Source organism: Streptomyces sannanensis (genome assembly GCF_039536205.1).
Lineage (GTDB): Bacteria > Actinomycetota > Actinomycetes > Streptomycetales > Streptomycetaceae > Streptomyces > Streptomyces sannanensis.
Map to the genome: position 1 here is coordinate 3,311,614 of NZ_BAAAYL010000001.1, position 23,692 is coordinate 3,335,305.

The 23,692-nt window shown below is 69.1% G+C and carries 22 protein-coding genes and 1 tRNA gene; 12 read left to right on the forward strand and 11 right to left on the reverse strand.

The annotated features are described in order from the left end of the window. The 6 genes from ABD858_RS15580 to ABD858_RS15605 form a co-directional block, all read right to left on the reverse strand. Nucleotides 1–1,566: a hypothetical protein gene (locus ABD858_RS15580; RefSeq protein ID WP_345037785.1), complete on the reverse strand. Its 1,566-nt coding sequence runs from the start codon at nucleotides 1,564–1,566 to the stop codon at nucleotides 1–3. 74 nt (nucleotides 1,567–1,640) lie between these two features. Continuing rightward, entirely contained in the window at nucleotides 1,641–1,979 is a 339-nt protein-coding gene (locus ABD858_RS15585; RefSeq protein WP_345037788.1) for an RRQRL motif-containing zinc-binding protein, read from the reverse strand. Continuing rightward, the gene (locus ABD858_RS15590) at nucleotides 1,979–2,218 is read right to left on the reverse strand and encodes a hypothetical protein (RefSeq protein ID WP_345037790.1); all 240 of its coding nucleotides are present in this window, start codon (nucleotides 2,216–2,218) and stop codon (nucleotides 1,979–1,981) included. Before ABD858_RS15590 ends, ABD858_RS15585 begins: the two co-directional genes overlap by 1 nt. Further along, nucleotides 2,215–3,234 carry a DUF2637 domain-containing protein gene (locus ABD858_RS15595; protein ID WP_345037793.1) on the reverse strand — a complete coding sequence of 340 codons (1,020 nt, stop codon included), beginning with the start codon at nucleotides 3,232–3,234 and terminating at the stop codon, nucleotides 2,215–2,217. Before ABD858_RS15595 ends, ABD858_RS15590 begins: the two co-directional genes overlap by 4 nt. Next, the gene (locus ABD858_RS15600) at nucleotides 3,231–3,533 is read right to left on the reverse strand and encodes a DUF6303 family protein (RefSeq protein WP_345037795.1); all 303 of its coding nucleotides are present in this window, start codon (nucleotides 3,531–3,533) and stop codon (nucleotides 3,231–3,233) included. Before ABD858_RS15600 ends, ABD858_RS15595 begins: the two co-directional genes overlap by 4 nt. Continuing rightward, the gene (locus ABD858_RS15605; protein WP_345037798.1) at nucleotides 3,530–3,796 is read right to left on the reverse strand and encodes a DUF6284 family protein; all 267 of its coding nucleotides are present in this window, start codon (nucleotides 3,794–3,796) and stop codon (nucleotides 3,530–3,532) included. The genes ABD858_RS15600 and ABD858_RS15605 overlap by 4 nt, the downstream gene beginning before the upstream one ends. Before the next feature lie 573 nt (nucleotides 3,797–4,369). On the opposite strand from ABD858_RS15605, the gene ABD858_RS15610 reads away from it, so the two are divergent. The 9 genes from ABD858_RS15610 to ABD858_RS15650 all read left to right on the forward strand — a co-directional run bounded on the left by ABD858_RS15610 (nucleotide 4,370) and on the right by ABD858_RS15650 (nucleotide 14,951). Continuing rightward, nucleotides 4,370–5,137, forward strand: coding sequence for a GntR family transcriptional regulator (locus ABD858_RS15610; RefSeq protein WP_345037800.1), 768 nt, complete (start codon nucleotides 4,370–4,372; stop codon nucleotides 5,135–5,137). Beyond that, nucleotides 5,134–5,703 carry a GNAT family N-acetyltransferase gene (locus tag ABD858_RS15615; protein WP_345037803.1) on the forward strand — a complete coding sequence of 190 codons (570 nt, stop codon included), beginning with the start codon at nucleotides 5,134–5,136 and terminating at the stop codon, nucleotides 5,701–5,703. The genes ABD858_RS15610 and ABD858_RS15615 overlap by 4 nt, the downstream gene beginning before the upstream one ends. A 546-nt stretch (nucleotides 5,704–6,249) precedes the next feature. Further along, nucleotides 6,250–6,636 carry a hypothetical protein gene (locus ABD858_RS15620; protein ID WP_345037805.1) on the forward strand — a complete coding sequence of 129 codons (387 nt, stop codon included), beginning with the start codon at nucleotides 6,250–6,252 and terminating at the stop codon, nucleotides 6,634–6,636. Nucleotides 6,637–6,958: 322 nt separating this feature from the next. Then, nucleotides 6,959–7,219, forward strand: coding sequence for a DUF7660 family protein (locus tag ABD858_RS15625; protein ID WP_345037808.1), 261 nt, complete (start codon nucleotides 6,959–6,961; stop codon nucleotides 7,217–7,219). 176 nt (nucleotides 7,220–7,395) lie between these two features. Beyond that, on the forward strand, nucleotides 7,396–7,710 hold the full coding sequence (locus ABD858_RS15630; RefSeq protein ID WP_345037810.1) for a hypothetical protein: 315 nt from the start codon (nucleotides 7,396–7,398) through the stop codon (nucleotides 7,708–7,710). A gap of 212 nt (nucleotides 7,711–7,922) precedes the next feature. Beyond that, nucleotides 7,923–10,019, forward strand: a complete 2,097-nt coding sequence (locus ABD858_RS15635; RefSeq protein WP_345037812.1) for a LamG domain-containing protein — start codon at nucleotides 7,923–7,925, stop codon at nucleotides 10,017–10,019. 157 nt (nucleotides 10,020–10,176) lie between these two features. Continuing rightward, nucleotides 10,177–14,178 (forward strand): ATP-dependent RNA helicase HrpA, encoded by a 4,002-nt coding sequence (gene hrpA, locus ABD858_RS15640; RefSeq protein WP_345037814.1) that lies wholly within the window; start codon nucleotides 10,177–10,179, stop codon nucleotides 14,176–14,178. Nucleotides 14,179–14,271: 93 nt separating this feature from the next. Next, nucleotides 14,272–14,346: transfer RNA gene (locus ABD858_RS15645), tRNA-Asp, on the forward strand. A gap of 392 nt (nucleotides 14,347–14,738) precedes the next feature. Then, nucleotides 14,739–14,951 carry a DUF6274 family protein gene (locus ABD858_RS15650; protein ID WP_345037816.1) on the forward strand — a complete coding sequence of 71 codons (213 nt, stop codon included), beginning with the start codon at nucleotides 14,739–14,741 and terminating at the stop codon, nucleotides 14,949–14,951. A gap of 252 nt (nucleotides 14,952–15,203) precedes the next feature. Here ABD858_RS15650 and bldC read toward each other — a convergent pair whose 3' ends face one another. Then, a complete protein-coding gene (gene bldC / locus ABD858_RS15655; protein WP_003949541.1) occupies nucleotides 15,204–15,410 on the reverse strand; it encodes a developmental transcriptional regulator BldC in 207 nt (68 codons plus the stop codon). A gap of 466 nt (nucleotides 15,411–15,876) precedes the next feature. Then, on the reverse strand, nucleotides 15,877–16,731 hold the full coding sequence (locus ABD858_RS15660; RefSeq protein WP_345037820.1) for a DUF8083 family protein: 855 nt from the start codon (nucleotides 16,729–16,731) through the stop codon (nucleotides 15,877–15,879). A gap of 163 nt (nucleotides 16,732–16,894) precedes the next feature. Here ABD858_RS15660 and ABD858_RS15665 point away from each other — a divergent pair, with 163 nt between their 5' ends. Both ABD858_RS15665 and ABD858_RS15670 read left to right on the forward strand, forming a co-directional pair. Continuing rightward, the gene (locus ABD858_RS15665; RefSeq protein ID WP_345037822.1) at nucleotides 16,895–17,977 is read left to right on the forward strand and encodes a Leu/Phe/Val dehydrogenase; all 1,083 of its coding nucleotides are present in this window, start codon (nucleotides 16,895–16,897) and stop codon (nucleotides 17,975–17,977) included. A 276-nt stretch (nucleotides 17,978–18,253) separates the two neighbouring features. Beyond that, nucleotides 18,254–18,517: a DUF3073 domain-containing protein gene (locus ABD858_RS15670; protein ID WP_345037825.1), complete on the forward strand. Its 264-nt coding sequence runs from the start codon at nucleotides 18,254–18,256 to the stop codon at nucleotides 18,515–18,517. Nucleotides 18,518–18,646: 129 nt separating this feature from the next. Here ABD858_RS15670 and purM read toward each other — a convergent pair whose 3' ends face one another. The 3 genes from purM to ABD858_RS15685 all read right to left on the reverse strand — a co-directional run bounded on the left by purM (nucleotide 18,647) and on the right by ABD858_RS15685 (nucleotide 22,670). Beyond that, entirely contained in the window at nucleotides 18,647–19,714 is a 1,068-nt protein-coding gene (purM, locus tag ABD858_RS15675; RefSeq protein WP_345037827.1) for a phosphoribosylformylglycinamidine cyclo-ligase, read from the reverse strand. 45 nt (nucleotides 19,715–19,759) lie between these two features. Continuing rightward, a complete protein-coding gene (purF, locus tag ABD858_RS15680; protein WP_345037829.1) occupies nucleotides 19,760–21,277 on the reverse strand; it encodes an amidophosphoribosyltransferase in 1,518 nt (505 codons plus the stop codon). A gap of 601 nt (nucleotides 21,278–21,878) precedes the next feature. Beyond that, nucleotides 21,879–22,670 (reverse strand): maleylpyruvate isomerase family mycothiol-dependent enzyme, encoded by a 792-nt coding sequence (locus tag ABD858_RS15685; RefSeq protein WP_345037831.1) that lies wholly within the window; start codon nucleotides 22,668–22,670, stop codon nucleotides 21,879–21,881. Between the two features lie 601 nt (nucleotides 22,671–23,271). Between ABD858_RS15685 and ABD858_RS15690 the strand changes: the two genes are divergently transcribed. After that, nucleotides 23,272–23,670 carry a nuclear transport factor 2 family protein gene (locus ABD858_RS15690; protein ID WP_345037833.1) on the forward strand — a complete coding sequence of 133 codons (399 nt, stop codon included), beginning with the start codon at nucleotides 23,272–23,274 and terminating at the stop codon, nucleotides 23,668–23,670. Nucleotides 23,671–23,692: the final 22 nt, after the last annotated feature.

Sequence of the window (23,692 nt, forward strand, 5' to 3'; positions counted from 1 at the left end):
TCAGACGTTCCAGCCCTTCTCAGCCTCGTGGCCGTTGCGGGGGTCCTCGTGCCGGGCGATGTCCTGCTCGTGGGCCTGCCGGAACAGCGGGCCCATGTCCTCGGCGACCGCGACGGCGCTCATCAGGGCGCCGAAGATGTCGTTGAAGCCGTCCGCGACTTCCTTCTCCAGCGGGAACTCACTGTCGGAGCGCTCCGCGAGGATCTTCATCACGTTCGCCACGCTGGTCAGCGCGGCCGGCAGCCCCTCGACCATGGCCAGGATCTCCATGGCGTTCTCGGGGTCGTAGGAGTTGGCGGCCTGCTCCATCTCGGAGGCTGCCTCTTCGAACCGGAAACCGGACACGTGCTCTCCTTCACTCACTTCGGGTGTGGTGCTGGTGGGGACCTTGGCCGCGGGCCGCTCGACGCTGTCCGCGATGCCGTCCGCGCCGTCCTTGGCGGCCTCCGCGTCCGCCGCGGCTTCCTCCTCGCGCAGGATTGTGCGGGTGGCTTCGTCCCGTTCGGCGCGCTGTTCGGTGGCCGTGCGGACCAGCCGCGAGTAGAGGCGGCGGCCGGGGTTCATCAGCCACGGGATATCGAACTTGCGTCCGATCCACGTGGTCAGGCACCCCAGCAGGCCGACCGGCAGGGCGAGCAGAGCGGCGAGCAGGCGGCGCCCGTGGAAGCGGGCTGCAGAACGCCTCAGCGCCTGCCGGGCCGCCTTGCGGGCGGGGGCCTTACGGACCGCGGCACGCTGCGCCGCGATCGAGCCGCCGGTCCTGGTGTCGCGCTTGGCGCGGTTCTTGGCGATGGCCGCATCCCGCAGGCCACGCGCCTTGCGGGCAGCGCCACCCAGCAGGGGACGCCCGGAGTTCCCGCGCTTGCCCAGCTGGCTGTTGCCGACGGCGGCTTTCGCGTCGCGGCGGGCGTCGGCGACTGCCCGGCGGGCCGCGGTGGTCTGCGCCCGCTGACCGGCGCGGGACCCGGCTGCAGCCTGCTGCGATGCCCGCAGAGCCCGTATCTGCCCGAGCCGACCAGCAGCCTTCCCCGTGCCGCCGGCCGCGTGCTTGGACAGGCCCTGACCAGCCTTGCCGCGGGTCTTGCTGCCAGTGGCGGTGCTGCCATGGCGGACGGCCGGACCGCTGCCGCGGCGCTGCTGGCTCGGCACGCTGCCAGACCGGCCAGCACCACGACCAGCGGCCGTACGACCGCCGCTTGCTCCCGCCCCGCCCCGGCGCAGGCCCGCACTACGGGCCGCCGTACGGCCAGCGGCACGTGCGGCGGCCCGGCGGGCCTCACGGCGCGAGTTGGGCTTGCGGGAGCGGCCGGCGGCGACCGTGCCCAGGACCACGGCGCCGGTGGCGGCGACCATGGCAGCGATGGGCCCGCCAGCCAGGAAGGCGGCGGCGACCATGCCGACAGTGCTGTTCGCACCGGTCAGAGCGAGCGGGACGACCGGCCAGCCGCCGGGCGTGTGCTCCACCCCCTTCACGTCCTTGGCCGCGGTGGTCTGCGGTGCGGGTGTCGGGGGCGGTGCGGGCGGGGCAGCCTCAACGGCTACCGGCTCTGTGCTGAGTTCCGTCATGCTGAGAGCACTCCTCTGCGGAGTAGGGCCCGGCCAGTGCTGTGGAGGCTGTTGGCCGGGCCTGCCAACAGGGCTTATGCGGCGCACTGTTCCTCGTGGTGGATGCAGGTGCCGCACATGCCACGCGAGCGCGGGATGCGATATCCCACGTCGCGGCGGCAGGTGGGGCAGATCCGCTGCGCAGCGTTCGCCTTCGCCAGTGCCGCCCATTTCGCGGGCGTCATCGGCCGTACGGGCTTGGCCGCGTCGATGCGGTAGAGGTAGGCGACCAGCGGGCCGCGACGGCGCCGCGGACGCTCCAACTGGGCTGCCACGTCCTGCCCACCCGGCCGCAGGCCCATCGCGCGGAGCTGGCGTACGGTGGCCATCCCTTCCGGGGCCAGGCGCCACTGGAAGACAGGGACGCTGGCCATCACTTCAGCCGGTGGTAGGAGCCGCGGCAGGTGCCGGCGTGCTCGTTCGCACCCCGGCGGATGAAGCAGAGGATGTCGCGCACCGGGCGCTCGGAGTGCGCGCCGCAGCCGTGGCAGTCCCACCGCGACGCGCTGCCGAAGTCGCTGCCGGTGACGTCGACTGCGGCGCCGACCTGGTTGTGCATCCGGATGAGCAGGTTGTCCGGCTCGACCGGGGTGGTGTTGGGGGAGAGCTTCACGGGGTGGCTCCTTCCAAAGCACGCCCGCCGAGGGCGGCGGACTCATCGGCGTCGCGGAGTTCCTGGTAGCGAGACGAGACCCAGCCCACCGACCAGCCGCACAGCTCCGCCGCGGCCCGCACCGGCAGACTCTCGGCGTAGGCGGCGTGCACGATGGCACGGGCGCGAACCTCGGACTGCTTCTCCATGGCGGGACCGGCGGACAGCAGAGCAGCGCGTTCACGCGCGGCCCGCTCCTCCCGCTCGATGCGTTCACGGCGTTCACGCTCGATGCGCTCCCGCTGCTCCCGCTCGGTGCGTTCGACTGCTTCCCGCTCACGGCGTTCACGTTCGCGCTGGAGCTGTTCACGCTCGCGCTCGCTGCGTTCACGCTCCTCCCGCTCGGCGCGCTCGCGGGTCTGCTCGCGCTCGCGTTCCTCACGCCGCGCGGCGGCTTCTCGCTCGGCCTGTTCACGGGCCATGCGGGATTCGTGCTCCCGCTGTTCACGCGCCAGAGCCGCAGCGTGCTCGCGCTCCTCACGGGCCCGCCGGGCAGCCTCCTCACGCCGCTCAGCCGCGGCGCGCTCGCGCTGCTCACGCTCCGTCCGCTGCTTCTCTTCCAGCGCGTTCACTGCCTTGGCGATGGCGCGCCGGTAGGCGAGCCCGGTTTCCGCGGTGACGATGAGCAGCAGCGGCGCGACCGCGTGCACGGCCACGCCGACCAGGTCATTGGCCAGGGCGGAGTCTGCGACGTTGAGCGCGAGGGTCATGCCACCGGTCATCCACCGCAGCGCGATCGGCCACCGCCCACCGTGACCCCCGAGGCGGGCGAGCACGGCGTCCAAACGGACGACGATGACCACTGCGGCATCGACCACCAGTGGCAGGATCGGGGCGGTCCAGTCCCACTCATCCGGGGTGTGAGCCGCAGCCAGCGGGGTGACCGTGAGGATTGAATACAGCATCGCGCCGGCCACGATCAGCCACGTACCGGCCGACAACGCACGCTCGGCTGAACGGACATGAACGGCGTTCACGCGCCCACCTCCGCCCGTGAACGCACCCGGATCGCAGCAATCAGAATGACCGCAGTGGCAGGGTCGTCGTGTGTCTCGCTGTCCTCCGACCAAGCCCACTCACCGCCCGCGACCGGTTCGAACCCGAGGACGCTGAGCGCCCGTGAACGCTCCGTGAGCGTCGGCACCGACCGGCGCCGGCCGAACGCGAACTCGGGCCACCACTCCGTCGTGCCGAGCAGCACGACGTACAGACGCCACCGGCCATCCCGCACGGACATCTGCGCGGTGAACTCCCGCGCCGTCTCCTGCCCGCTCATGCCGCGTCGCCCCTCTGCGCGTCCGCTGCCTGGTTGGCCAGCGTGCGGCGAGCGGCCAGCACCCGGCGGCGGGCCCGGCGGATGCGGCGGGTGTCCAGCTCGGTCGGCGTGCGGTCCAGCACAGTGATCTGCGCGTCGACCAGGTCTACCTCCGCCAGGATCAGCGGCATCTCCTGCTCGACCGCGTCCAACTCGGCGTCCGTCGGCTCCATGAAGTCGGCGAACGCGGTAACAGCGTCCTGAACAGTGACGATGTGGCTCATTGGGTCGTGTCCTCTCACAGGTGAACGGCCCGAACAGCGCCCCCGGAGTTGCACCTCCGGGGGCGCGCGCCGTTGAAGTCGGGAGTTCCGGCTCCCCTCAGCGCTGCTCGTACGAGACGAGCAGCGGAGGCAACCGGCCGCGGCTACGCCGCGAAGGTCGATGCGCCATCTCTCTGCCTGGCGCTCAGCAGGGCAGCTCACTGCGGGTGGCACCCAAGGGGCGTTCTCCAGGGCCGCAGGATCGTGCGTGCCGCGCCGACGCGCCGCACCACTGCCGACGGCTCACCCGGCCGTCACGGGAGCGAGGACTCTCACCTCACTTCGGTTCACTGTTCAGTTCTCAAGCAACGACCAGTCCGCGATGAGCGCGGTAACCCCAGGTCGGGGCTCCCGTCTTCACGGGGCTCACCGGGCACTTTCAGTGCAGGCGAAGGCGAGTCAAGGGAATTGCTCCGCTTGCTCAACTTGTTGGTACAAGCTGATGCAGTGATGCTGCACCCACGGACAGCGAGTCGTCAAGGGATTGAGGCCTACATGTACCAACAAGTTGAGCGAGTGCGTCATGATGAGGGCATGAACAAGCAGCCGAAGTACCGGCAGGTGGCCGACGCACTACGCCGCGAGATCGACAGTGGCGCCTACTCGCCGGGGTCCCGGCTGCCCTCCGAAAGCGAGCTGTCAGCTCGGTTTGATGCCTCCCGAAACACGGTCCGGGCAGGGCTGAATCTGCTGGTCAGTGAGGGCCTGATCTCGTCTAGCCAGGGCCTGGGCTACGAGGTGCGCAAGCATGAGGTGTTCGAGCTGAACGCGTCGCGCTTCGAGAACCTGACCTTCCCGCAGAACGGCGACGCCTACAACACGGACGTGACCAACGCCGGGCGTCGACCGCATCAGACCTTCCGTGTCGAGCTGAAGCCTGCGCGGGACTACATCGCGGAGCGGCTGAAGGTAGAGCCGGGGTCGACGACCGTCCTGCGCTTCTGCCACCGGTACGTGGACGCTGTGCCGTGGTCCACCCAGGCGACGTACTACCCCGCGTGGCTCGCGGAGGAAGCGCCGCGGCTGAGGGAACCCGGCGACATCGCGGACGGGACCACTCGTTACCTGAAGGACCGCGGAATCGAGCAGATCGGGTACTTCGACGAGATCGCCACCCGCATGCCGACGCCCGAGGAGGCCCGGCTGCTGGAGCTTGGTGCCGGTGTCCCGGTGCTGCTCTGGACGCGTACGGGCTACTCGGCGGAGCGGCCCATCCGGTGCACCATCACGACGTTCCGAGGGGACCTCAACCACATGAACTACGAGATCGGCGACCTGTCGGCCCGAGTCGAGGCACCGTGATCATTCGCCCCGCCGTGCCGGATGACCTGTCCAAGCTGCTCGCCTTCCGTGAGGAGGCGGCAGCTTGGCTGTCCGAACTCGGCACCGACCAGTGGAGCCGCCCGTACCCGGCGGACCGACTATTGGCCACCATCGAGGCCGGAACCGTCTTCATGGTCCGCGATGGGGAGACGACTGCGGCCACCATCACCCTGACCCCTGAAGCAGAGGACGGGCTCTGGACGGACGAGGAGCTGAGCGAACCCTCATTGTTCGTCAACAAGCTCACCGTGGCCCGCACGCACGCCGGCCAGAACCTCGGCGGGCAGCTGCTCGACTGGGCGGCGGACCGGGCGTACCGGGCATCGGCAAAGTGGCTCCGGCTCGACGCTTGGACCACGAATGAAGCGCTCCAGCGCTATTACCTGCGCCAGGGGTTCAGGCACGTCCGCACGGTCCAGGAGGGCGTAGCCGTCAACGGCGGACCGCGCGTCTCGGGGTGGCTGGCACAGCGCAGCGCCCGGCCCACCGACCACGGTTTCGTGGACGAGACACCGACGCCAGAGCCGGTACTTCTTGCTCGCTGAGGAGGGCGCAGCGGCCGCACCCCACGTGCGCGCCCACGACGGTCGCCACCTGCTCCAATCTGCCTGAGCCGGACCCGTGGCGTACACCGGGTTCCGCCCGACGGGACCCGGAGCATGACATCAGTTCCTGATATCAACGTTCACGCACGTGGGTGCACACTGCGGCACGACGGCGCTGCTCGCTGTCGGCTGAGGGCCGCGGATATGGCCGGGCAAGGGCCCTGCATCCGGGAGCGCACGCGCCTACGGATCAGACGGTTGCAGGTTCGAATCCTGCCGAGTGCACACAGTTCATAAGCCTCTCGGGGTGATCCCGAGAGGCTTATGGCATCAGCACAAGTAATGATCAATCGAAGTGTCAACTCGCTTATCGGTCTTATCCGTTCGATTATTGACCGCCCGATTGGCTGGCCAACCCCTCGTGGCGGCCCTTCCACCCTGTGATCATTTCGCTTCAGAGCGCTCCGACCGAGCGCCGTTGCGCGAACACCGCGTGAGACTGCCGCCCGGCACCGCCGTGCGGCCGCAACCGTGGAGAGGAAAGTCGTGATCGTCAAGCGAAACCGGCCGAAGGCCGTCGTCGGCATCGCTGCCGCCGCCATCGCGCTCGGCGCGCTCAGCGCTGCGCCGGCGCAGGCTGCCACCACCTGCAACAGCGAACGTCTGTGCTGGTACCAGCCGGACGGCAACATCACGAACGTCGACGTCGGCGTTTTGCCCGTCTGCGGCGTGTCCCACCCCTCGACGTACCCCGGTGCCATTGGCAACAACTACGTCCGCAACCGCAACAGCACTTGGAACATGACACTCTACTACGACTACGACGGCGACAAGATTCCTGAACCGTCGGAGGCCGTCGTCTCCCTCGGCTACGAAGGGACCGCGACGCTCAACCCCAATTCCCGGTACTACTACTGCGCTTGGTATTGGTAGTTGAGACGCAGCCGCCCCGCACCATTCCGGGGCGGCCGCCGTCCAGCGATGCCTCACTTGGACAGGCGAAGCAGCCACATGAGGTTTGGCGTACGCCAACACGTACTCCAACAGCGGCGCACAAGCACGGCCGTCGACGGCCACCGGCTCGCCGCCTGATCAGGCCCTACCCAGCCCAGACACGGCCTGAAAAGCGGAAGGTCGCCGGTTCGACCCCGGCCCCAGCCACAGCCCGAAGGGCCCCGTCCCATGGACGGGGCCCTTCGTCGTATCCCCGCTTCGCCCGTACATCTGTGCACCAACCTGGCTGTACGGTGCGGACATGGCGCAGCCCACGTACGGACCAGCTGAAGAAGTGACCTCCAGGCGGGATCTCGCAGAGCACATCCGTCAGCTGCGATCCGACCTGCTCCAACGAAGTGATCAATGGGAGAACGCCACACTCGAGGGCTGCCCTGAGGCCATGGCAGCGTGGATCGAGGCGGCCCCGCACTGGTACAAGAACCGCGGCGAGGCAATGCCCGAGGGGGCAGAGTGGGTGTACTTCGCCCAGGCCCTGAGCGCGGCCGTTGTCTACGAGTGAGCGATCCAGAAATGCACGGCTGGGCCTCGATACAGAACATCGTCAGTGTGTGATCCAGCAGGCGCGGCCTTGAGGCGCGCTCTCGCCGGGATTGTGGGAAAGCGCCTGGACGCGGGGGCGGCGGGTGCCATGATCACGCGGGCGTCCGGCGCGGGCCCGACGCGCAGGGAGGGACCATGAAGCTCTACCTCGCCATACCTGTTGTTCTGCTGGCGTTGGTCATGGCCGCCTCCGGCGTAGCGACGGTCACCCGTGGCTGGGTGCTCCCCACGAACCGTCGGCCGGTCCTCCGCCCTCGCCTCTACGGCTGGGGCCAGTTGGTGGTTGCCTTCGCCCTGTGCTGGCAGCAGGTCTTCTTCTGGGTGATCAGCGACATCGGCATCCGGCAGTGGGGGACCCTGTCAGGCAGCGCGCTTCTGCTGACCGGCCTCATCGTGATGATGGTGAGCCACCGCGCGGGTGGTGATCGACAGGGCAGCGGCGCGCCCTAGCCGATCGTCGCGATCATCCTCGTTGCGGAAGTCGGCGACTAGACCCCGGCCCCAGCGACAACCCGATGGCCCCGATCTCCAGATCGGGGCCATCGTCGTGTTCTGTGCTTCCTCCGGCCTCCAGGCCGAAAAATCACTGCTGAGCTGTCAGATCCCGTTGTTAGGCTCCAGCCCGCTCCGATGATCTTCGGGCACAAGGGGAGGGAAGAAACGTGGCAAGACAGATCCGTCTGAGAACCATGGCGGCTTCGGCCGTCGCGGCAGTGGCGATCGCTGCGGCTCCGGGCACCGCGGTGGCCGCCGAGAACCAGCCGCCTTCGCAGCCGCTGATCTCGGATCTGAAGACGAGCTTCATGCCCTGCACCTCGGGCGACGGCCGGACGTATGTCGCAGAACGGCCCGCGCTCACCGCCGTGCTGCGCGATCCGGACGCGGTGCCACCCGTCACCGTTTGGGTAAAGGCGGAGTTCGAGGCATGGTGGCAGGACGCGAATGGCCAGGAACAGCGCCGCTCGTACACGACGGAATACGACCTCCCCAGCGGCTCGGCGCATCGGTGGACCACGCCGGCCGAGGTCCCGCCGAACACCGTGATCTCGTGGCGAGTGCGGGCGACGGATGGCATGGCGTGGTCTCCGTGGAGTTCCGACGGCGCCGGCTCACCGTGCGAATTCGTCTACGACGACAAGAGCCCTGAGAAGCCCGTGGTCACCTCGGCGGAGTACCCGGAGGACAGTTTCCAGGACGGCGTGGGGGTGTACGGGCACTTCACCGTGGACTCGCCGTCCGAGGACGTCGTCGCATACGGCTACCAGTTCATCCGCGGTGGCCATGGCACTGTGAAGCCCGAGCAGCCTGGCGGACCGGCGAAGATCACCTTGCTGCCGCCCAGCTCCGGGGCGGAGACCCTCTACGTACACGCGATCGATCGCGCCGGCCGCAGGAGCTCGGACACTCTCTACCGGTTCTTCGTGAAGACCGGCCGGGCCCCCATCGCCCGCTGGAAGCTGGCCGACGCCGCAGGCAGCAGCAGTGCGGCGGCGGAGACCGGCCCCACGGCGCGGACCGGCACCGGAGTCACCTTCGGTACGGACGCCCCTCGGGGCACGGAGCAGACGACGGCCGTACGGCTCGACGGAACCGGCCACGGGTTCCTGACCCCGGACACCTCCGTGGTCAAGGCGGGATCGACGTTCGCCGTCAGTACCTGGGTGCGCCCCGAGAAGCTCGGCGACACCATGACGGTCGCCAGCCAGGACACCGGCGCCGGTCCCGGATTCGCCCTCGGGCTTGCCCCGAAGCAGACCGGCGCCACGTGGTCGTTCGCGATCGGCGGTGCGCGCGTGAGCGGCGGTGCTCCGGATGTTGGCGAGTGGGCTCACCTACTCGGCCTGTACGACGCCGAGACCGGAACGGCTCGCTTGTACGTCAACGGCACGCAAACGGGTGAGGCGCAGAGGGCGGAACCCCTGGCTGTCGTCGGCGATCTGCAGATCGGCCGTGCCCAGGGGAAGTACGGCTACCGCGACCGCTGGCAGGGCCAGATCAGTGACGTCCGGGTCTACGACCGCATGGTCATGCCCGACGAGGTGAACATCCTCAGCTACCAGGAGCCGCAGCTGCGAGGACACTGGTCCCTGGAGTCGGCCACGGACGGGCTCAGCCCCGAGGCGGACGGCGGCCGTCCCTTGCACCTCGGCGGCGGCGCAACGATCATCACGGCGACCGCGGACGACTGCGCGGAGAACCCGGAGTGTGTGCCGGGCACCCCGGCACTGTCCGGCAACGGTCATCTGGAGCTGAACGGCACGACCGCGTTCGCAGAGACCGAGACGGCCGTCGTGGACACGGACGACAGCTTCAGCATCGGCGCCCGTGTCCGCCTCGCCGACAGCGAGCCGGACCACCCCATGACCGTCCTGTCCCAGGCGGGGCAGAACGCGGACGCGTTCCGGGTCCGGTACGTGCCGGACGTGCACCAGTGGCAACTGGTCATGACGCACGCCGACCAGCCGGGAGCGCCGGAGACGGTCGTCAGCTACGTCGAGGCAGCCGACGGCGGCGAGGGACAGGGGCACACCGTCACCGTCGTGTACGACGACGCCGCCGACCAGATCCGGCTCTACGTGGACGGATACACGGAGCCGACGTCGACCGCCTCCTTCACGAACGCGTGGAAGAGCACCGGCCCGCTCCAGATCGGCCGGGCCTTCACGGGCGGCGGCTGGGGCGAGTACCTGCACGGCGCGGTCGACGAGGTGCGCGCATTCTCCGGCGCACTGAGCCAGATCGACACCAGCTGGCTGTAGGACACGGAGCCCTTCCTGTGCCGAAGGTGATCCGCTGAACCACCACCGAAGGCCCCGTCCGGGCGGACGGGGCCTTCGGCCGTACTGCGGAAGGAGACGAACGCCTCGGAAATGGGTTCGCAACCACTGCGCGGCGGGTGCGATCCTGGGTCGCGGTATGTCTACTTCCTTCGCCGACCTCCAGGCCCTCCTCGAAGAGGTCTCCCTCCGCGACGCGCACCGGCTCGGGCGCCGCCTCGACGGGGTTCGCCGTATCCGTAAGCCCGAGGCCCGGCAGGCCGTGCTGGACGAGATCGCGGCCGAGGCCGGGAAGGCCGCGGAGCGGCTCGCGCTGCGGGCCGCGCGCAGGCCCGAGGTCTCGTACCCCGAGTCGCTGCCGGTCAGCCAGAAGAAGGACGAGATCGCCGAGGCGATACGCGACCACCAAGTGGTGATCGTCGCGGGCGAGACCGGGTCCGGCAAGACGACGCAGATCCCGAAGATCTGCATGGAGCTGGGCCGGGGCGTACGCGGCCTGATCGGGCACACCCAGCCGCGCCGGATCGCCGCCCGTACGGTCGCCGAGCGCATCGCGGAGGAGCTGAAGTCGCCGATCGGCGAGACAGTCGGCTGGAAGGTCCGGTTCACCGACCAGGTGAACCAGGACGCCACCTTCGTGAAGCTCATGACGGACGGCATCCTGCTCGCGGAGATCCAGACGGACCGCGAGCTGCGCGCGTACGACACGATCATCATCGACGAGGCCCATGAGCGGAGCCTCAACATCGACTTCCTGTTGGGCTACCTGGCGCAGCTGCTGCCCCGGCGGCCCGACCTCAAGGTCGTGATCACCTCCGCGACCATCGATCCCGAGCGCTTCTCCCGCCACTTCGGCGACGCGCCGATCGTCGAGGTCAGCGGCCGTACGTATCCGGTGGAGGTGCGGTACCGGCCGCTGCTGGAGGAGGACTCCGAGGAGTCCGACCGCGACCAGATCACCGCGATCTGTGACGCCGTCGACGAGCTCCAGAAGGAGGGGCCGGGCGACATCCTGGTCTTCCTCTCCGGTGAGCGGGAGATCCGCGACACCGCGGACGCGCTGATCAAGAAGAAGCTTCGGTTCACCGAGGTGCTGCCGCTGTATGCGCGGCTGTCGCACGCCGAGCAGCACCGGGTCTTCCAGCAGCACACCGGCCGGCGGATCGTCCTGGCGACAAACGTCGCCGAGACGTCGCTCACCGTGCCGGGCATCAAGTACGTGATCGACCCGGGCATGGCCCGCATCTCCCGCTACAGCCACCGCACCAAGGTGCAGCGGCTGCCGATCGAGCGGATCTCGCAGGCCAGCGCGAACCAGCGCAAGGGCCGCTGCGGCCGTACCTCGGACGGCATCTGCATCCGGCTGTTCTCGGAGGACGACTTCAACGGCCGTCCGGAGTTCACGGACGCGGAGATTCTCCGTACGAACCTGGCGTCCGTCATCCTGCAGATGACCGCGGCCGGCCTCGGCGACATCGAGAAGTTCCCGTTCATCGACCCGCCGGATCACCGCAACATCCGCGACGGTGTGCAGCTGCTCCAGGAGCTCGGCGCGCTCGATCCGGCGCAGAAGGACCCCAAGAAGCGCCTCACGCAGATGGGCCGGAAGCTGGCGCAGCTGCCCGTGGACCCGCGGCTGGCGCGCATGGTCGTCGAGGCCGACCGCAACGGCTGCGTCCGCGAGGTGATGGTGATCGCGGCCGCGCTGTCGATCCAGGATCCGCGCGAGCGCCCCTCGGACAAGCAGCAGCAGGCCGACCAGCAGCACGCCCGGTTCAAGGACGAGACGAGCGACTTCCTCGCCTTCCTCAATCTGTGGCGCTACATCCGCGAGCAGCAGAAGGCTCTGTCGTCGTCCGCCTTCCGCCGGATGTGCAAGCAGGAGTACCTGAACTTCCTGCGCATCCGGGAGTGGCAGGACATCTACACCCAACTGCGCACGGTCGCCAAGCAGATGGGCATGCACCTCGAGGAGCCCTCGGCGGGTACCGATGCGCCGGAGCAGCACGTCCACACCTCGCTCCTCGCCGGTCTGCTGTCGCACATCGGACTCAAGGACACCGACAAGAACGAGTACCTGGGCGCGCGCAGCGCGAAGTTCGCGGTGTTCCCGGGCTCGGCGCTGTTCAAGAAGCCGCCGCGCTGGGTCATGTCGGCGGAGCTGGTGGAGACCTCCCGCCTCTGGGCGCGGGTCAACGCGAAGGTCGAGCCCGAGTGGATCGAGCCGCTCGCCCAGCACCTGATCAAGCGCACCTACAGCGAGCCGCACTGGGAGAAGGACCAGGCGGCCGTGATGGCATACGAGAAGGTCACGCTGTACGGCGTGCCGATCGTCGCCCAGCGGAAGGTGAACTACGGGCGGATCGATCCGGAGATCAGCCGCGAACTTTTCATTCGCAACGCACTGGTCGAGGGCGACTGGCGTACGCACCACAAGTTCTTCGCCGACAACCGCAAGCTCCTCGGTGAGGTCGAGGAGCTGGAACACCGGGCGCGGCGCCGCGACATCCTCGTCGACGACGAGACCCTCTTCGACTTCTACGACCAGCGGGTGCCCGAGCACGTCGTGTCCGGCGCGCACTTCGACTCGTGGTGGAAGCACAAGCGCCACGAGGAGCCCGAACTCCTCGACTTCGAGCGGTCGATGCTCATCCGCGAGACGGCGGAGTCGGTCACCAAGGACGACTACCCGGACTCGTGGCGGCAGGGCCGGCTCAAGTTCAGGGTGACGTACCAGTTCGAGCCGGGCGCGGACGCGGACGGTGTGACCGTCCACATCCCGCTGCAGGTGCTCAACCAGGTCACGGACGAGGGCTTCGACTGGCAGATCCCGGGCCTGCGCGAGGACCTGGTGACGGAGCTGATCCGTTCCCTGCCGAAGCCGATCCGTCGCAACTACGTGCCGGCGCCGAACTACGCCAAGCGCTTCCTGGCCCGGGCGTCGTCCCCGGAGGAGCGCAATCAGGCACAGCCTCTGCAGGAGCCGCTGCCGGTCACGCTCGCGCGTGAGCTGAAGCGGATGGTCGGCGTACCCGTGGACGCGGCCGACTTCGACCTCGCCAAGGTCCCCGACCACCTCAAGATCACGTTCCGGATCGTCGACGAGCGGCGCCGCAAGCTGGCCGAGGACAAGGATCTGGAGGCCCTGCGGCTGAAGCTGAAGCCGAAGACCCGTCAGGCCCTCTCCAAGGCCGCCGCGGCCGCCACCGGCGGCGGGTCCTCGGGTGGCGAGGGCATAGAGCGCACGGGCCTGAAGGACTGGACGATCGGCTCGCTCACCCGCGTCTTCGAGACACTCCCTCCTTGCCCGCCATCGGGCAGGAGGGGCCCATACGCCGGCCAGCCGGTCAAGGCGTACCCGGCGCTGGTCGACGCGGGCGACACGGTCTCCGTACGGCTTTTCGACACCGAGGCGGAGCAACAGCAGGCGATGTGGCGGGGCACCCGCAGGCTGATCCTGCTGAACATCCCGGTCAATCCGGCGAAGTTCGCCTCGGAGAAGCTCGGCAACCAGGCGAAGCTCGCCCTGTCCGCGAATCCGCACGGCTCCGTCCAGGCGCTGTTCGACGACTGCGCCATGGCCGCGGCGGACAAGCTGATCGCCGACCACGGCGGCCCGGCGTGGGACGAGGAGTCGTTCCGCAAGCTGTACGACAAGGTCCGCGCGGACCTGGTGGACGCGACCGTCAGGACGGTCGGCCAGGTCCAGCAGATCCTGGCCGCCTGGCAGGCCTGTGAGCGCCGTCTGAAGGCCGCCTCGAGCCCGGCACTGCTGGCCAACCTCCAGGACGTACGGACGCAGCTGAACGCCCTCGTACCGGCCGGCTTCGTGACCGCGACGGGGCTGCGCAGGCTGCCCGACCTGATGCGCTATCTGGTGGCCGTGGACCGGCGCCTGCAGCAGATGCCGACGGCCGTCCAGCGGGACACCACCCGCATGGAGAAGGTCCACGAGATGCAGGACGAGTACGCCTGGCTGCTGGAGCAGCTGCCGAAGGGCCGGCCGGTGCCGCAGGAGGTGCTGGACATCCGCTGGATGATCGAGGAGCTGCGGGTGAGCTACTTCGCCCATGCGCTGGGCACGGCGTACCCGGTCTCGGACAAGCGGATCGTGAAGGCGATCGACGCCGCCGTGCCGTAATGGCGGCGTCGCCTTGAGTGAGTTCGACCAGAGCCTCTGACCTGCTGTACAGTCTCTCTCGCAGCCGCCGGTGAGAAAGCGGCGGCGAAACCTGGTCCTGTGGAGCAGTTTGGAGTGCTCGCCACCCTGTCAAGGTGGAGGCCGCGGGTTCAAATCCCGTCAGGACCGCAGTGAAGTCGGAGCCCGCATCCCCTCGGATGCGGGCTCCGCTGCTGTCGGGGCCAGGCCACCCGGAGGCCGCGCCCTGGGGTCCCCCCGGCCGAAGGCTGGGTGAGCAGCCGCGATCGGACACAGCAAATCCCGTCAGGACCGCAGTGAAGCCGGAGCCCGCAACCGGAACGAACACCGGCTCCACCACCGCCGGAGCCGGACCACCCGGAAACCGCGCCCACGGCACAGCCGTGCAGCCGAGCCACAGCCCGCACCCCCTGGAGGGCGCGGGCTGTGGCTCGCAGACCGGGCTTCGCAAGGTTCCGGGCCTTCTCGCGTCTTGACGGCGTCATCTGCCACCGGTACCCCAGTGAGCAAGGAAACCGGAGCGTACGCCGGGAGGTGGCCGCATGGGGGCGTCCACGAGGCACGAGACGCGGGCACTGCTGCGCGCCCATCTCTCGGCCGCGGCCGGGTACGGGCACCTCACCCGGCATTGTCCGATCTGCCATCAGTTACTGCGCCTCGCAATGGACTCGGGCACCGAGACCGAGACGGCCACGGAGCCGGCCACCGACGAGAGTGAACCCGCGGACGACGAAAGCCCTTCAGAATCCGTGTGACGGGAGTCACTCAACGAGTTTCCAGAACTACCGTTCTTACGCCCCCCTTACAGCAAGTCAATTTAATATGTGCAATTGCACCACCCTCACGCGCATTGCCCGGACGCCAAAAAAGATCGCGCCGGACTCGGCGGAGTCCAGCGCGATCGACGACCGACCTGTTGGGGCAGGCACTGTCGTGTGGAGCTAAGGGTGGGCGGTCCGGGTTGGGGGACCCGTCAAAGCCCGGTTCTTCGGGGGTGTTTCAGTCGTTCAGGCCTCGCTGCGCTGCTGCGGAATACCCGCCAGCAGTGCACGGACCTCTGCCTCGCGGTACCGGCGGTGCCCACCCAGCGTGCGGATGGACGTGAGCTTGCCCGCCTTCGCCCAGCGGGTGACCGTCTTCGGGTCCACGCGGAACATCGTGGCAACCTCAGCCGGGGTCAGCAGCGGCTCGGCATCAGGGGTGCGAGCGGTCATGAGCGGCCTCCTCGGGAGAACCGAACCTTCTCGGTTCTTTCCTCTAAATTCTGCACCTTGACCCGCGTTGCCCGAAATGGCAGACGCGAGCCGAGTCGGTTATAGGACGAACGGCTTGTCCTCGGCACTACAACTACACCATCCGTCCAGCCACGTCGGCCAAACCGATGGAATTGCCCTCTCAGGTGTTCATCAGCGGCGGAAGCCGATGGACCATGTCATAGCGGACAGTCACGTCACAGTGACGATCAGTCACAGAGCGATCAGGAGCCACCAGACCCCCCATAGAGTGCAATGCCGACCATTCCGCCCACACTTGGACGGAAGGAACCCCTCCCGGACTCCTTGTCCTATTTTGGCACGAGGGCATGGGATAGGCGCAAGGTAAGGTTTAGTGCTGTCCGTCACGCTTGGCCCAAAGGCCCGTATCGGGACCTATGTCCTGGACCAAGGACCTGACCGGTTCTCAGTTCGCGTACCGCCGGGCCCTCACGGGCCGCCAGCGCTCCGTGAAGCGCGTGTACGCCTCCGCCGACCCCGCCTCGTCGTCGGCCCGCAGTGCCGCGAGGCCCTCGGCCACGTCCGCGGCCGACCGGTCCGCCGTCAGCAGCTCCTCCGGCAGGACGTGGACCAGGCCGCCGTAGTCCAGCTCGACCAGCGAGCGCGGATGGAACTCCTCCAGCCATCGGCCGACGTCCACCAGCCCCTCGGTGAGCGCCCCCTCGCCGATGCGCTCACGCAGCGTCCTCAGGGCCCGCGCCAGCCGCCGGCGCGCCTGCGCCATCGGGGTGCGGTAGCGGAGAACGGGCGGCGCACCACCCTCCGCCCCGACATACTCCCGCTCTTCGTCCGCGAAGACTGTGAACCAGCTCACAGGGGCATGCCAGAGCGACGTCAGGATCCAGGGCCGCGCATCGGGATTCCGCTCCCGCCAACGCTCGTAGTCGTCCGCCGCCTGCCTGCGCACCACCGGCGGGAGCAGCGCGTCCAGCACCGCCGGCGGGAACTCGTCCGTCAGCCGCTCCAGGGCCTGCCAGCCGCGCAGCCGGGTGCGCCAAGGGCATACGCACACGACACCGTCCAGCTCGGCGACGAAGGCGTCGGCGCTCTCGTGCACGGGCACCACCACCGGTGGGGTCGGCAGCAAGTCCGCCAGGGCGCGCCGGAGTTCGTCCTGGGCGGTGGGGGCACGGCCGCTCCGTGCGTGCAGCTCCGCGTAGCGCGCCCAGTGGCCGCGCTCGGGCTCCGGAAAGGCGGCCAGCGGCTCGTACACGCGCAGATAGGACGTGTAGGGAACGATCACCGGGACTGACGCGGCCATGCGGTTCATCGTCCCACGTCGTGGACATTCGTAACCCGGGAGAGGGTGATCCTTCGCACGCGCTCGGATCTACGCCCGCGTAGGACTTACTCTCTTGCCGAAAAGGCGGTCTCCACCCACAAGACCGCCCCCGTCCGCCGCTTCGTACTTGGGAGTCACCACCGTGACCGATGTGACCGACGGCGTCCTGCACACCCTGTTCCAGTCGGAGCAGGGAGGCCATGAGCAAGTAGTGCTGTGCCAGGACCGCACTTCCGGACTGAAGGCCGTCATCGCCATCCACTCCACCGCCCTGGGCCCGGCCCTCGGCGGCACCCGCTTCTACCCGTACGCCAGCGAGGTGGAGGCCGTAGCCGACGCGCTCAACCTCTCCCGCGGTATGTCGTACAAGAACGCCATGGCCGGTCTCGGCCTCGGCGGCGGCAAGGCCGTGATCATCGGTGACCCCGAGAAGATCAAGACCGAAGAGCTGCTGCTGGCCTACGGCCGCATGGTGGCTTCGCTCGGCGGCCGTTACGTGACGGCCTGCGACGTCGGCACGTACGTCGCCGACATGGACGTCATCGCCCGCGAGTGCAAGTGGGTCACCGGCCGCTCCCCCGAGAACGGCGGCGCCGGCGACTCCTCCGTCCTCACCGCCTTCGGCGTCTTCCAGGGCATGCGCGCCGCGGCGCAGCACCTGTGGGGCGACCCGACCCTGCGCGACCGCAAGGTCGGCGTCGCGGGTGTCGGCAAGGTCGGCCACTACCTGGTCGAGCACCTGCTCGAGGACGGTGCCCAGGTCGTGATCACGGATGTACGGGAAGAGTCCGTGCGCCGGATCACCGACAAGCACCCGCAGGTCACCGTCGCCGCGGACACCGACGCGCTGATCCGGACCGGGGGCCTGGACATCTACGCCCCGTGCGCGATGGGCGGCGCTCTGAACGACGACACCGTGCCGGCGCTCACCGCGAGGATCGTGTGCGGCGCGGCCAACAACCAGCTCGCCCACGCGGGCATCGAGAAGGACCTGGCCGACCGCGGCATCCTCTACGCGCCTGACTACGTGGTGAACGCCGGCGGCGTGATCCAGGTGGCCGACGAGCTGCACGGCTTCGACTTCGACCGGTGCAAGGCGAAGGCCACGAAGATCTTCGACACCACGCTGGAAATATTCGCACGTGCGAAGACGGACGGTATTCCGCCGGCCGCGGCGGCCGACCGGATCGCCGAGCAGCGCATGGCGGAGGCCCGCGGTCACTGACGCTTGACACGTCCGACCGGCCGACGGCGAGAGAAGACTCACGCCGTCGGCGGGTCGGGCCCGGAAAAGGGTTAAACTCGCAGCTGACCAGCGGGTACGGGGCGTCCCGCAGGTCGGCCGGCTGGCGCGTCCTACGGGCGGCGTACCGTATGGCCGCGGAAGCAGGTACCGTTGAAGCCCTACGGACACGGTCTCTCCGAGGAGAGTCCGTTCCGATTCATGAACGCGTGTCAAGACTCTGGGGCCGTCGAGCCCCGTCACCGAGGGGGTCGAGCCATGGGGCGCGGCCGGGCCAAGGCCAAGCAGACGAAGGTCGCCCGCCAGCTGAAGTACAACAGCGGCGGGACTGACCTGTCGCGTCTGGCCAGCGAGCTGGGCGCATCGACTTCGAGTCCGATCTCGAGCCAGCCGCCGAACGGCGAGCCGTTCGATGACGACGAGGAGGACGACCCGTACGCCCGCTACGCGGAGATGTACAACGACGAGGACGAGGACGAGGACGACGAGTCCGACCACTCCTCGCATCGTCGTGGCGCTTGATGTGCGCTTGACCTCACTTTGAGCACACCGCCCGGTCCGGGGCCTGCCGCCCCGGGCCGGGTTTCTGTGCGTTCACCCGAGCGGGCCGGAGCCTGGGGCCCGGCCCCCAGAGCCGGGCCCGGAGCGGGATCAGGCCGCGTAGTCGCCGGTCAGCTCCGCACCCGTGCTGTGCTCGCCGCGCTCGGTGAGCTCGCCGGCCACCCAGGCGTCCACGCCACGGTCGGCCAGGGTCGTCAGCGCCACGTCCACCGACTCCTCCGGAACGACGGCCATCATGCCGACGCCCATGTTGAGGGTCTTCTCCAGCTCCAGCCGCTCGACGTCGCCGGCCCTGCCGACCAGGTCGAAGACTGCACCCGGGGTCCAGGTGGAGCGGTCGACGGTGGCGTGCAGGTGGTCCGGAATGACCCGGGCCAGGTTGGCGGCCAGACCGCCACCGGTGATGTGCGAGAACGCGTGGACCTCGGCCGTACGGGTGAGCGCCAGGCAGTCCAGCGAGTAGATCTTGGTGGGCTCCAGCAGCTCCTCGCCGAGGGTGCGGCCGAACTCCTCGACCTGCTGGTCCAGGCTCATCCCGGCCCGGTCGAAGACCACATGCCGGACCAGCGAGTACCCGTTCGAGTGAAGACCGGACGAGGCCATCGCGATGACCACGTCCCCCTTACGGATACGGTCCGGGCCCAGCAGCCGGTCGGCCTCCACCACGCCCGTACCGGCGCCCGCGACGTCGAAGTCGTCCGGGCCCAGCAGGCCGGGGTGCTCCGCGGTCTCGCCGCCGACGAGGGCGCAGCCGGCCAGGACACAGCCCTCGGCGATGCCCTTGACGATGGCGGCGACCCGCTCGGGGTGGACCTTGCCGACACAGATGTAGTCGGTCATGAACAGCGGTTCGGCACCGCAGACGACGATGTCGTCCATGACCATGGCGACCAGGTCGTGGCCGATGGTGTCGTACACGCCCATCTGGCGGGCGATGTCGACCTTCGTACCGACGCCGTCGGTCGCGGAGGCGAGCAGCGGGCGCTCGTAGCGCTTGAGGGCGGAGGCGTCGAAGAGACCGGCGAAACCGCCGAGGCCGCCGAGGACCTCGGGGCGCTGCGTCTTCTTCACCCACTCCTTCATCAGCTCGACGGCGCGGTCGCCCGCTTCGATGTCGACGCCCGCGGACGCGTAGGAGGCACCTTGAGTCTCAGACATGAGGGGTTGAGAACTTTCGTGTCGTAACTGCGTTGCTGCAGGGTCTTACGGGCGACGGAGCGCGTCGGCGGCATCCGAACCGCCCGCCAGCTCGGTCTCCAGCAGCTGCTTGCCGAGCAGCTCGGGGTCCGGCAGCTCCATCGGGTACTCGCCGTCGAAGCAGGCCCGGCAGAGGTTCGGCTTGGCGATGGTGGTCGCCTCGATCATGGCGTCGAGGGAGATGTACGCGAGCGAGTCCGCGCCCAGCGACTTGCCGATCTCCTCGACCGACATGCCATTGGCGATCAGCTCGGCGCGGGTGGCGAAGTCGATGCCGAAGAAGCACGGCCACTTCACCGGCGGCGAGGAGATCCGGATGTGGACCTCGGCGGCGCCGGCCTCGCGGAGCATCTTGACCAGGGCGCGCTGGGTGTTGCCGCGGACGATCGAGTCGTCGACGACGACCAGGCGCTTGCCCTTGATGACTTCCTTGAGCGGGTTCAGCTTGAGGCGGATACCCAGCTGGCGGATGGTCTGGGACGGCTGGATGAAGGTCCGGCCGACGTAGGCGTTCTTGACCAGGCCCGAGCCGTAGGGAATGCCACTGGCCTCGGCGTAGCCGACCGCGGCCGGGGTGCCGGACTCGGGCGTCGCTATCACCAGGTCGGCGTCGACCGGGGCCTCCCCGGCGAGCTTGCGGCCCATCTCCACACGGGAGAGGTAGACGTTCCGGCCCGCGATGTCGGTGTCGGGGCGCGCCAGGTAGACGTACTCGAAGACACAGCCCTTGGGCTTCGCTTCCGCGAATCGGGAAGTGCGGATGCCGTTCTCGTCGATGGCGATCATCTCGCCCGGCTCGACCTCGCGGACGAAGCTGGCGCCGACGATGTCGAGGGCGGCGGTCTCGGAGGCGACCACCCAGCCGCGCTCCAGCCGGCCCAGCACCAGCGGGCGGATGCCCTGCGGGTCGCGGGCGGCGTACAGCGTGTGCTCGTCCATGAAGACGAGGGAGAAGGCGCCCCGGACCTCGGGGAGAACCTTCGCGGCGGCCTGCTCCACGGTGAGCGGCTTGCCGTCATCGTCGGTCTGGCCGGCCAGCAGGGCCGTGACCAGATCGGTGTCATTGGTGGCGGCGACCTGGGTGGCGCGGCCGTTCTCCTTCGGCAGCTCCGCGACCATCGCGGCGAGCTGGGCGGTGTTCACCAGGTTGCCGTTGTGGCCGAGGGCGATGGAACCGTGCGCGGTGGCACGGAACGTCGGCTGCGCGTTCTCCCACACCGAGGCTCCGGTGGTGGAGTAGCGGGCATGTCCGACCGCGATGTGGCCCTTGAGGGAACCGAGCGAGGTCTCGTCGAAGACCTGGGAAACCAGGCCCATGTCCTTGAAGACGAGGATCTGAGAGCCGTTGCTGACCGCGATTCCCGCGGATTCCTGGCCTCGATGTTGGAGGGCGTAAAGCCCGAAGTACGTGAGCTTGGCGACCTCTTCACCCGGAGCCCAGACACCGAAGACGCCGCAAGCGTCCTGGGGGCCCTTCTCGCCGGGGAGCAGGTCGTGGTTGAGTCGTCCGTCACCACGTGGCACGGTACCGAGTGTAGGCGAGATCGACCACTGGTCCGAATTGAGGAACCTCATATGTGACGCACTCCGCGGGCTCCGGTAGGTGCGTAAGGCATATTGCGGGCGGAACTGTTCATTCCGGCGCCCGGGGACTCGGGACGCCGGCCGAACCGTGCGTACACGCTGTGTGAGCTGCCCTATCCCGCCTGAGCAGCGCTCGCACCCAGCCCCTTGCCGTTCGCCGCGGTGAGGGGCAGGGGGGCACCCCGGGGGCACCCTGGGGCACCCCCTGGGGGAGCGTCGCGACGGGACAAACGTTGCCGGGAGGGGCACTGGTGCTGTGGCCCGGGAAGCTCGCGGCTCCCCCAGCTACCTCCCCCAGCTACCTCCCCCAGCTACCGCTGGGGGTGCCCCCAGGGTGCCCCCAGAGGTGCCCCCAGGTGCGGTGCGTCGCAAGGCGGAGCATCGCAGCTCGTACTCGGCCGTACTCGCGCGATTCGACAACGATGGGGGCACCTCCCGTGCCCGAAGGGCTACGGGGGAGAAGTGCCGTGCTTGGGGGCACCTCCCAGCGGTAGCTGGGGGAGGGTCGCGAGCCGGTGAACCTTTCCGGTCACAGCACTGGCTAGGTCATCACCGGAAGCAGCCCGGACAGATCGGCCCGCTCCCCGCTCGCGCTGACCCGGGCCTCGTCGAGGGCCGCGGCCCATTCCGTACGGCCCGTGGCGAGCCGGATCCAGGTCAGCGGGTCGGTCTCGACGACATTGGGCGGGGTGCCGCGGGTGTGCCGGGGTCCCTCGACGCACTGGACCACGGCGTACGGCGGGATACGGACCTCGACGGCGCCGCCGGGCGCCTTCACGGCGAGGGCGTCGGCCAGCAGCCGGGTGCAGGCGGCGAGCGCCTGGCGGTCGAAGGGGATGTCCAGGCCGGTCGCGGCGTTCAGGTCGTCGGTGTGGACGACGAGCTCCACCGTGCGGGTGACCAGGAAGTCGCCGAGGGGCATGGCGCCGACGCGGGCCTGGATCAGCCGCTGGTCCGGGGTGGCGGGCAGCCGCTCGGCGATCCGGGCGGCGACCCGGGTGTACAGCTCGTCGAGCTCCCATTCGGCGGCGATCTTCCTGGTGTCGTCACGGACCTTCCCGGCGACCGCCGCGGTCGCGAACGGCCACTCCATCAGGGTGACTTCCTGCTTCGGCGGCTCGGGCCGGTCGATGTTCCGGCTGATGCTCTCGACGGCCACGGTGAGATGGGTGGCGAGATCGCGGACGGTCCAGCCCCCGAGCCTGGTGGGCAGTGCGAGCTGTTCCGGCGTCAGGGTCAGGACGGCCGCGCGTACATGCTCGAACTGGGCGAGCACCGCGGCCCTGATCTTGGCGGAGTCATACCTGCGGGTGCGCTTCCTGGCAGCTGGCATGACCCGAGCCTAGGCCTGCCGAATCAGAACAGCAGCAGTGCGGTCGCGGCCCACAGGCCGGCCAGTACCTACGTCGTACCGTCCCATGACGGGCCCCACCAGGGCCGTCGTGACGGTCGCCGTCAGGGTCTGCGTGGCGAAGTCCTGGGCAGACATCCCGCCCTCCAAGCGGGCCGTTCTCGGCCTGCGCCGCGGCACGCTCCCACGCGGCTCGGGCCTTCTCTGCCTGCTCGTTGCCGGCCGCCGCTCCGCGCCAGCCCGCGAAGACCGCCACCGCCGGCAGCAGCGACGCGATCACGAGGGGAGCCCGGCTTCGCCGCAGCCCGCGGGGGGCAGCGGGTACCGGGCGGGGCCGGCGGCCTCCAGGGCGAGTTCCCGCCGGACGCGGCGGCCGACCGGGCCACCAGCGTGATCACGGCGAAGAGGGCTGCCCCGCCCACCACGGTCCGGAGCTCCCATGACGCGGGGGCGAGCGCATTGTGTTCGACCCGTCTTCGGGCACATCGGGATTCGGCCGGGCCCACCGGCTCCGCCTGGCAGGGCCCCGGAGCCCGACCGATGATGAACAAGGGACGTGAAGGGAAGAGAGGCGTGATCCGCTATGGCTGAGCACCCCGACTGCGCCCTGGTACGCCGGGCCTACGAGGCTTTCGGCAAGGGTGATCTCGACACCGTCGGCTCCCTCATGACGGACGACGTCGTGCACCACGTGCCCGGGAACAACACGCTCTCCGGACATCACACCGGCAGGGCGGCCGTCCTGAACCTGTACCGGGAGACCGGCGAGCTGACGGACGACACCATGCGGGTCGAGCTCGAGAACGTGCTCACCGACGGCCGCGGCCACGTCATGACCGTCCACAAGAGCTTCGGCGACCACGGCGACCGCGGGATCGAGATCCACGAGGGATTCTTCATCACGGTCGTCGAGGGGAAGATGACCGACATCGTCGAGTGCACCCAGGACGTCGACGAGAAGAACGCCTTCTGGGGCAGTTGAGCGCAACGGCCGGTGGCCCCGC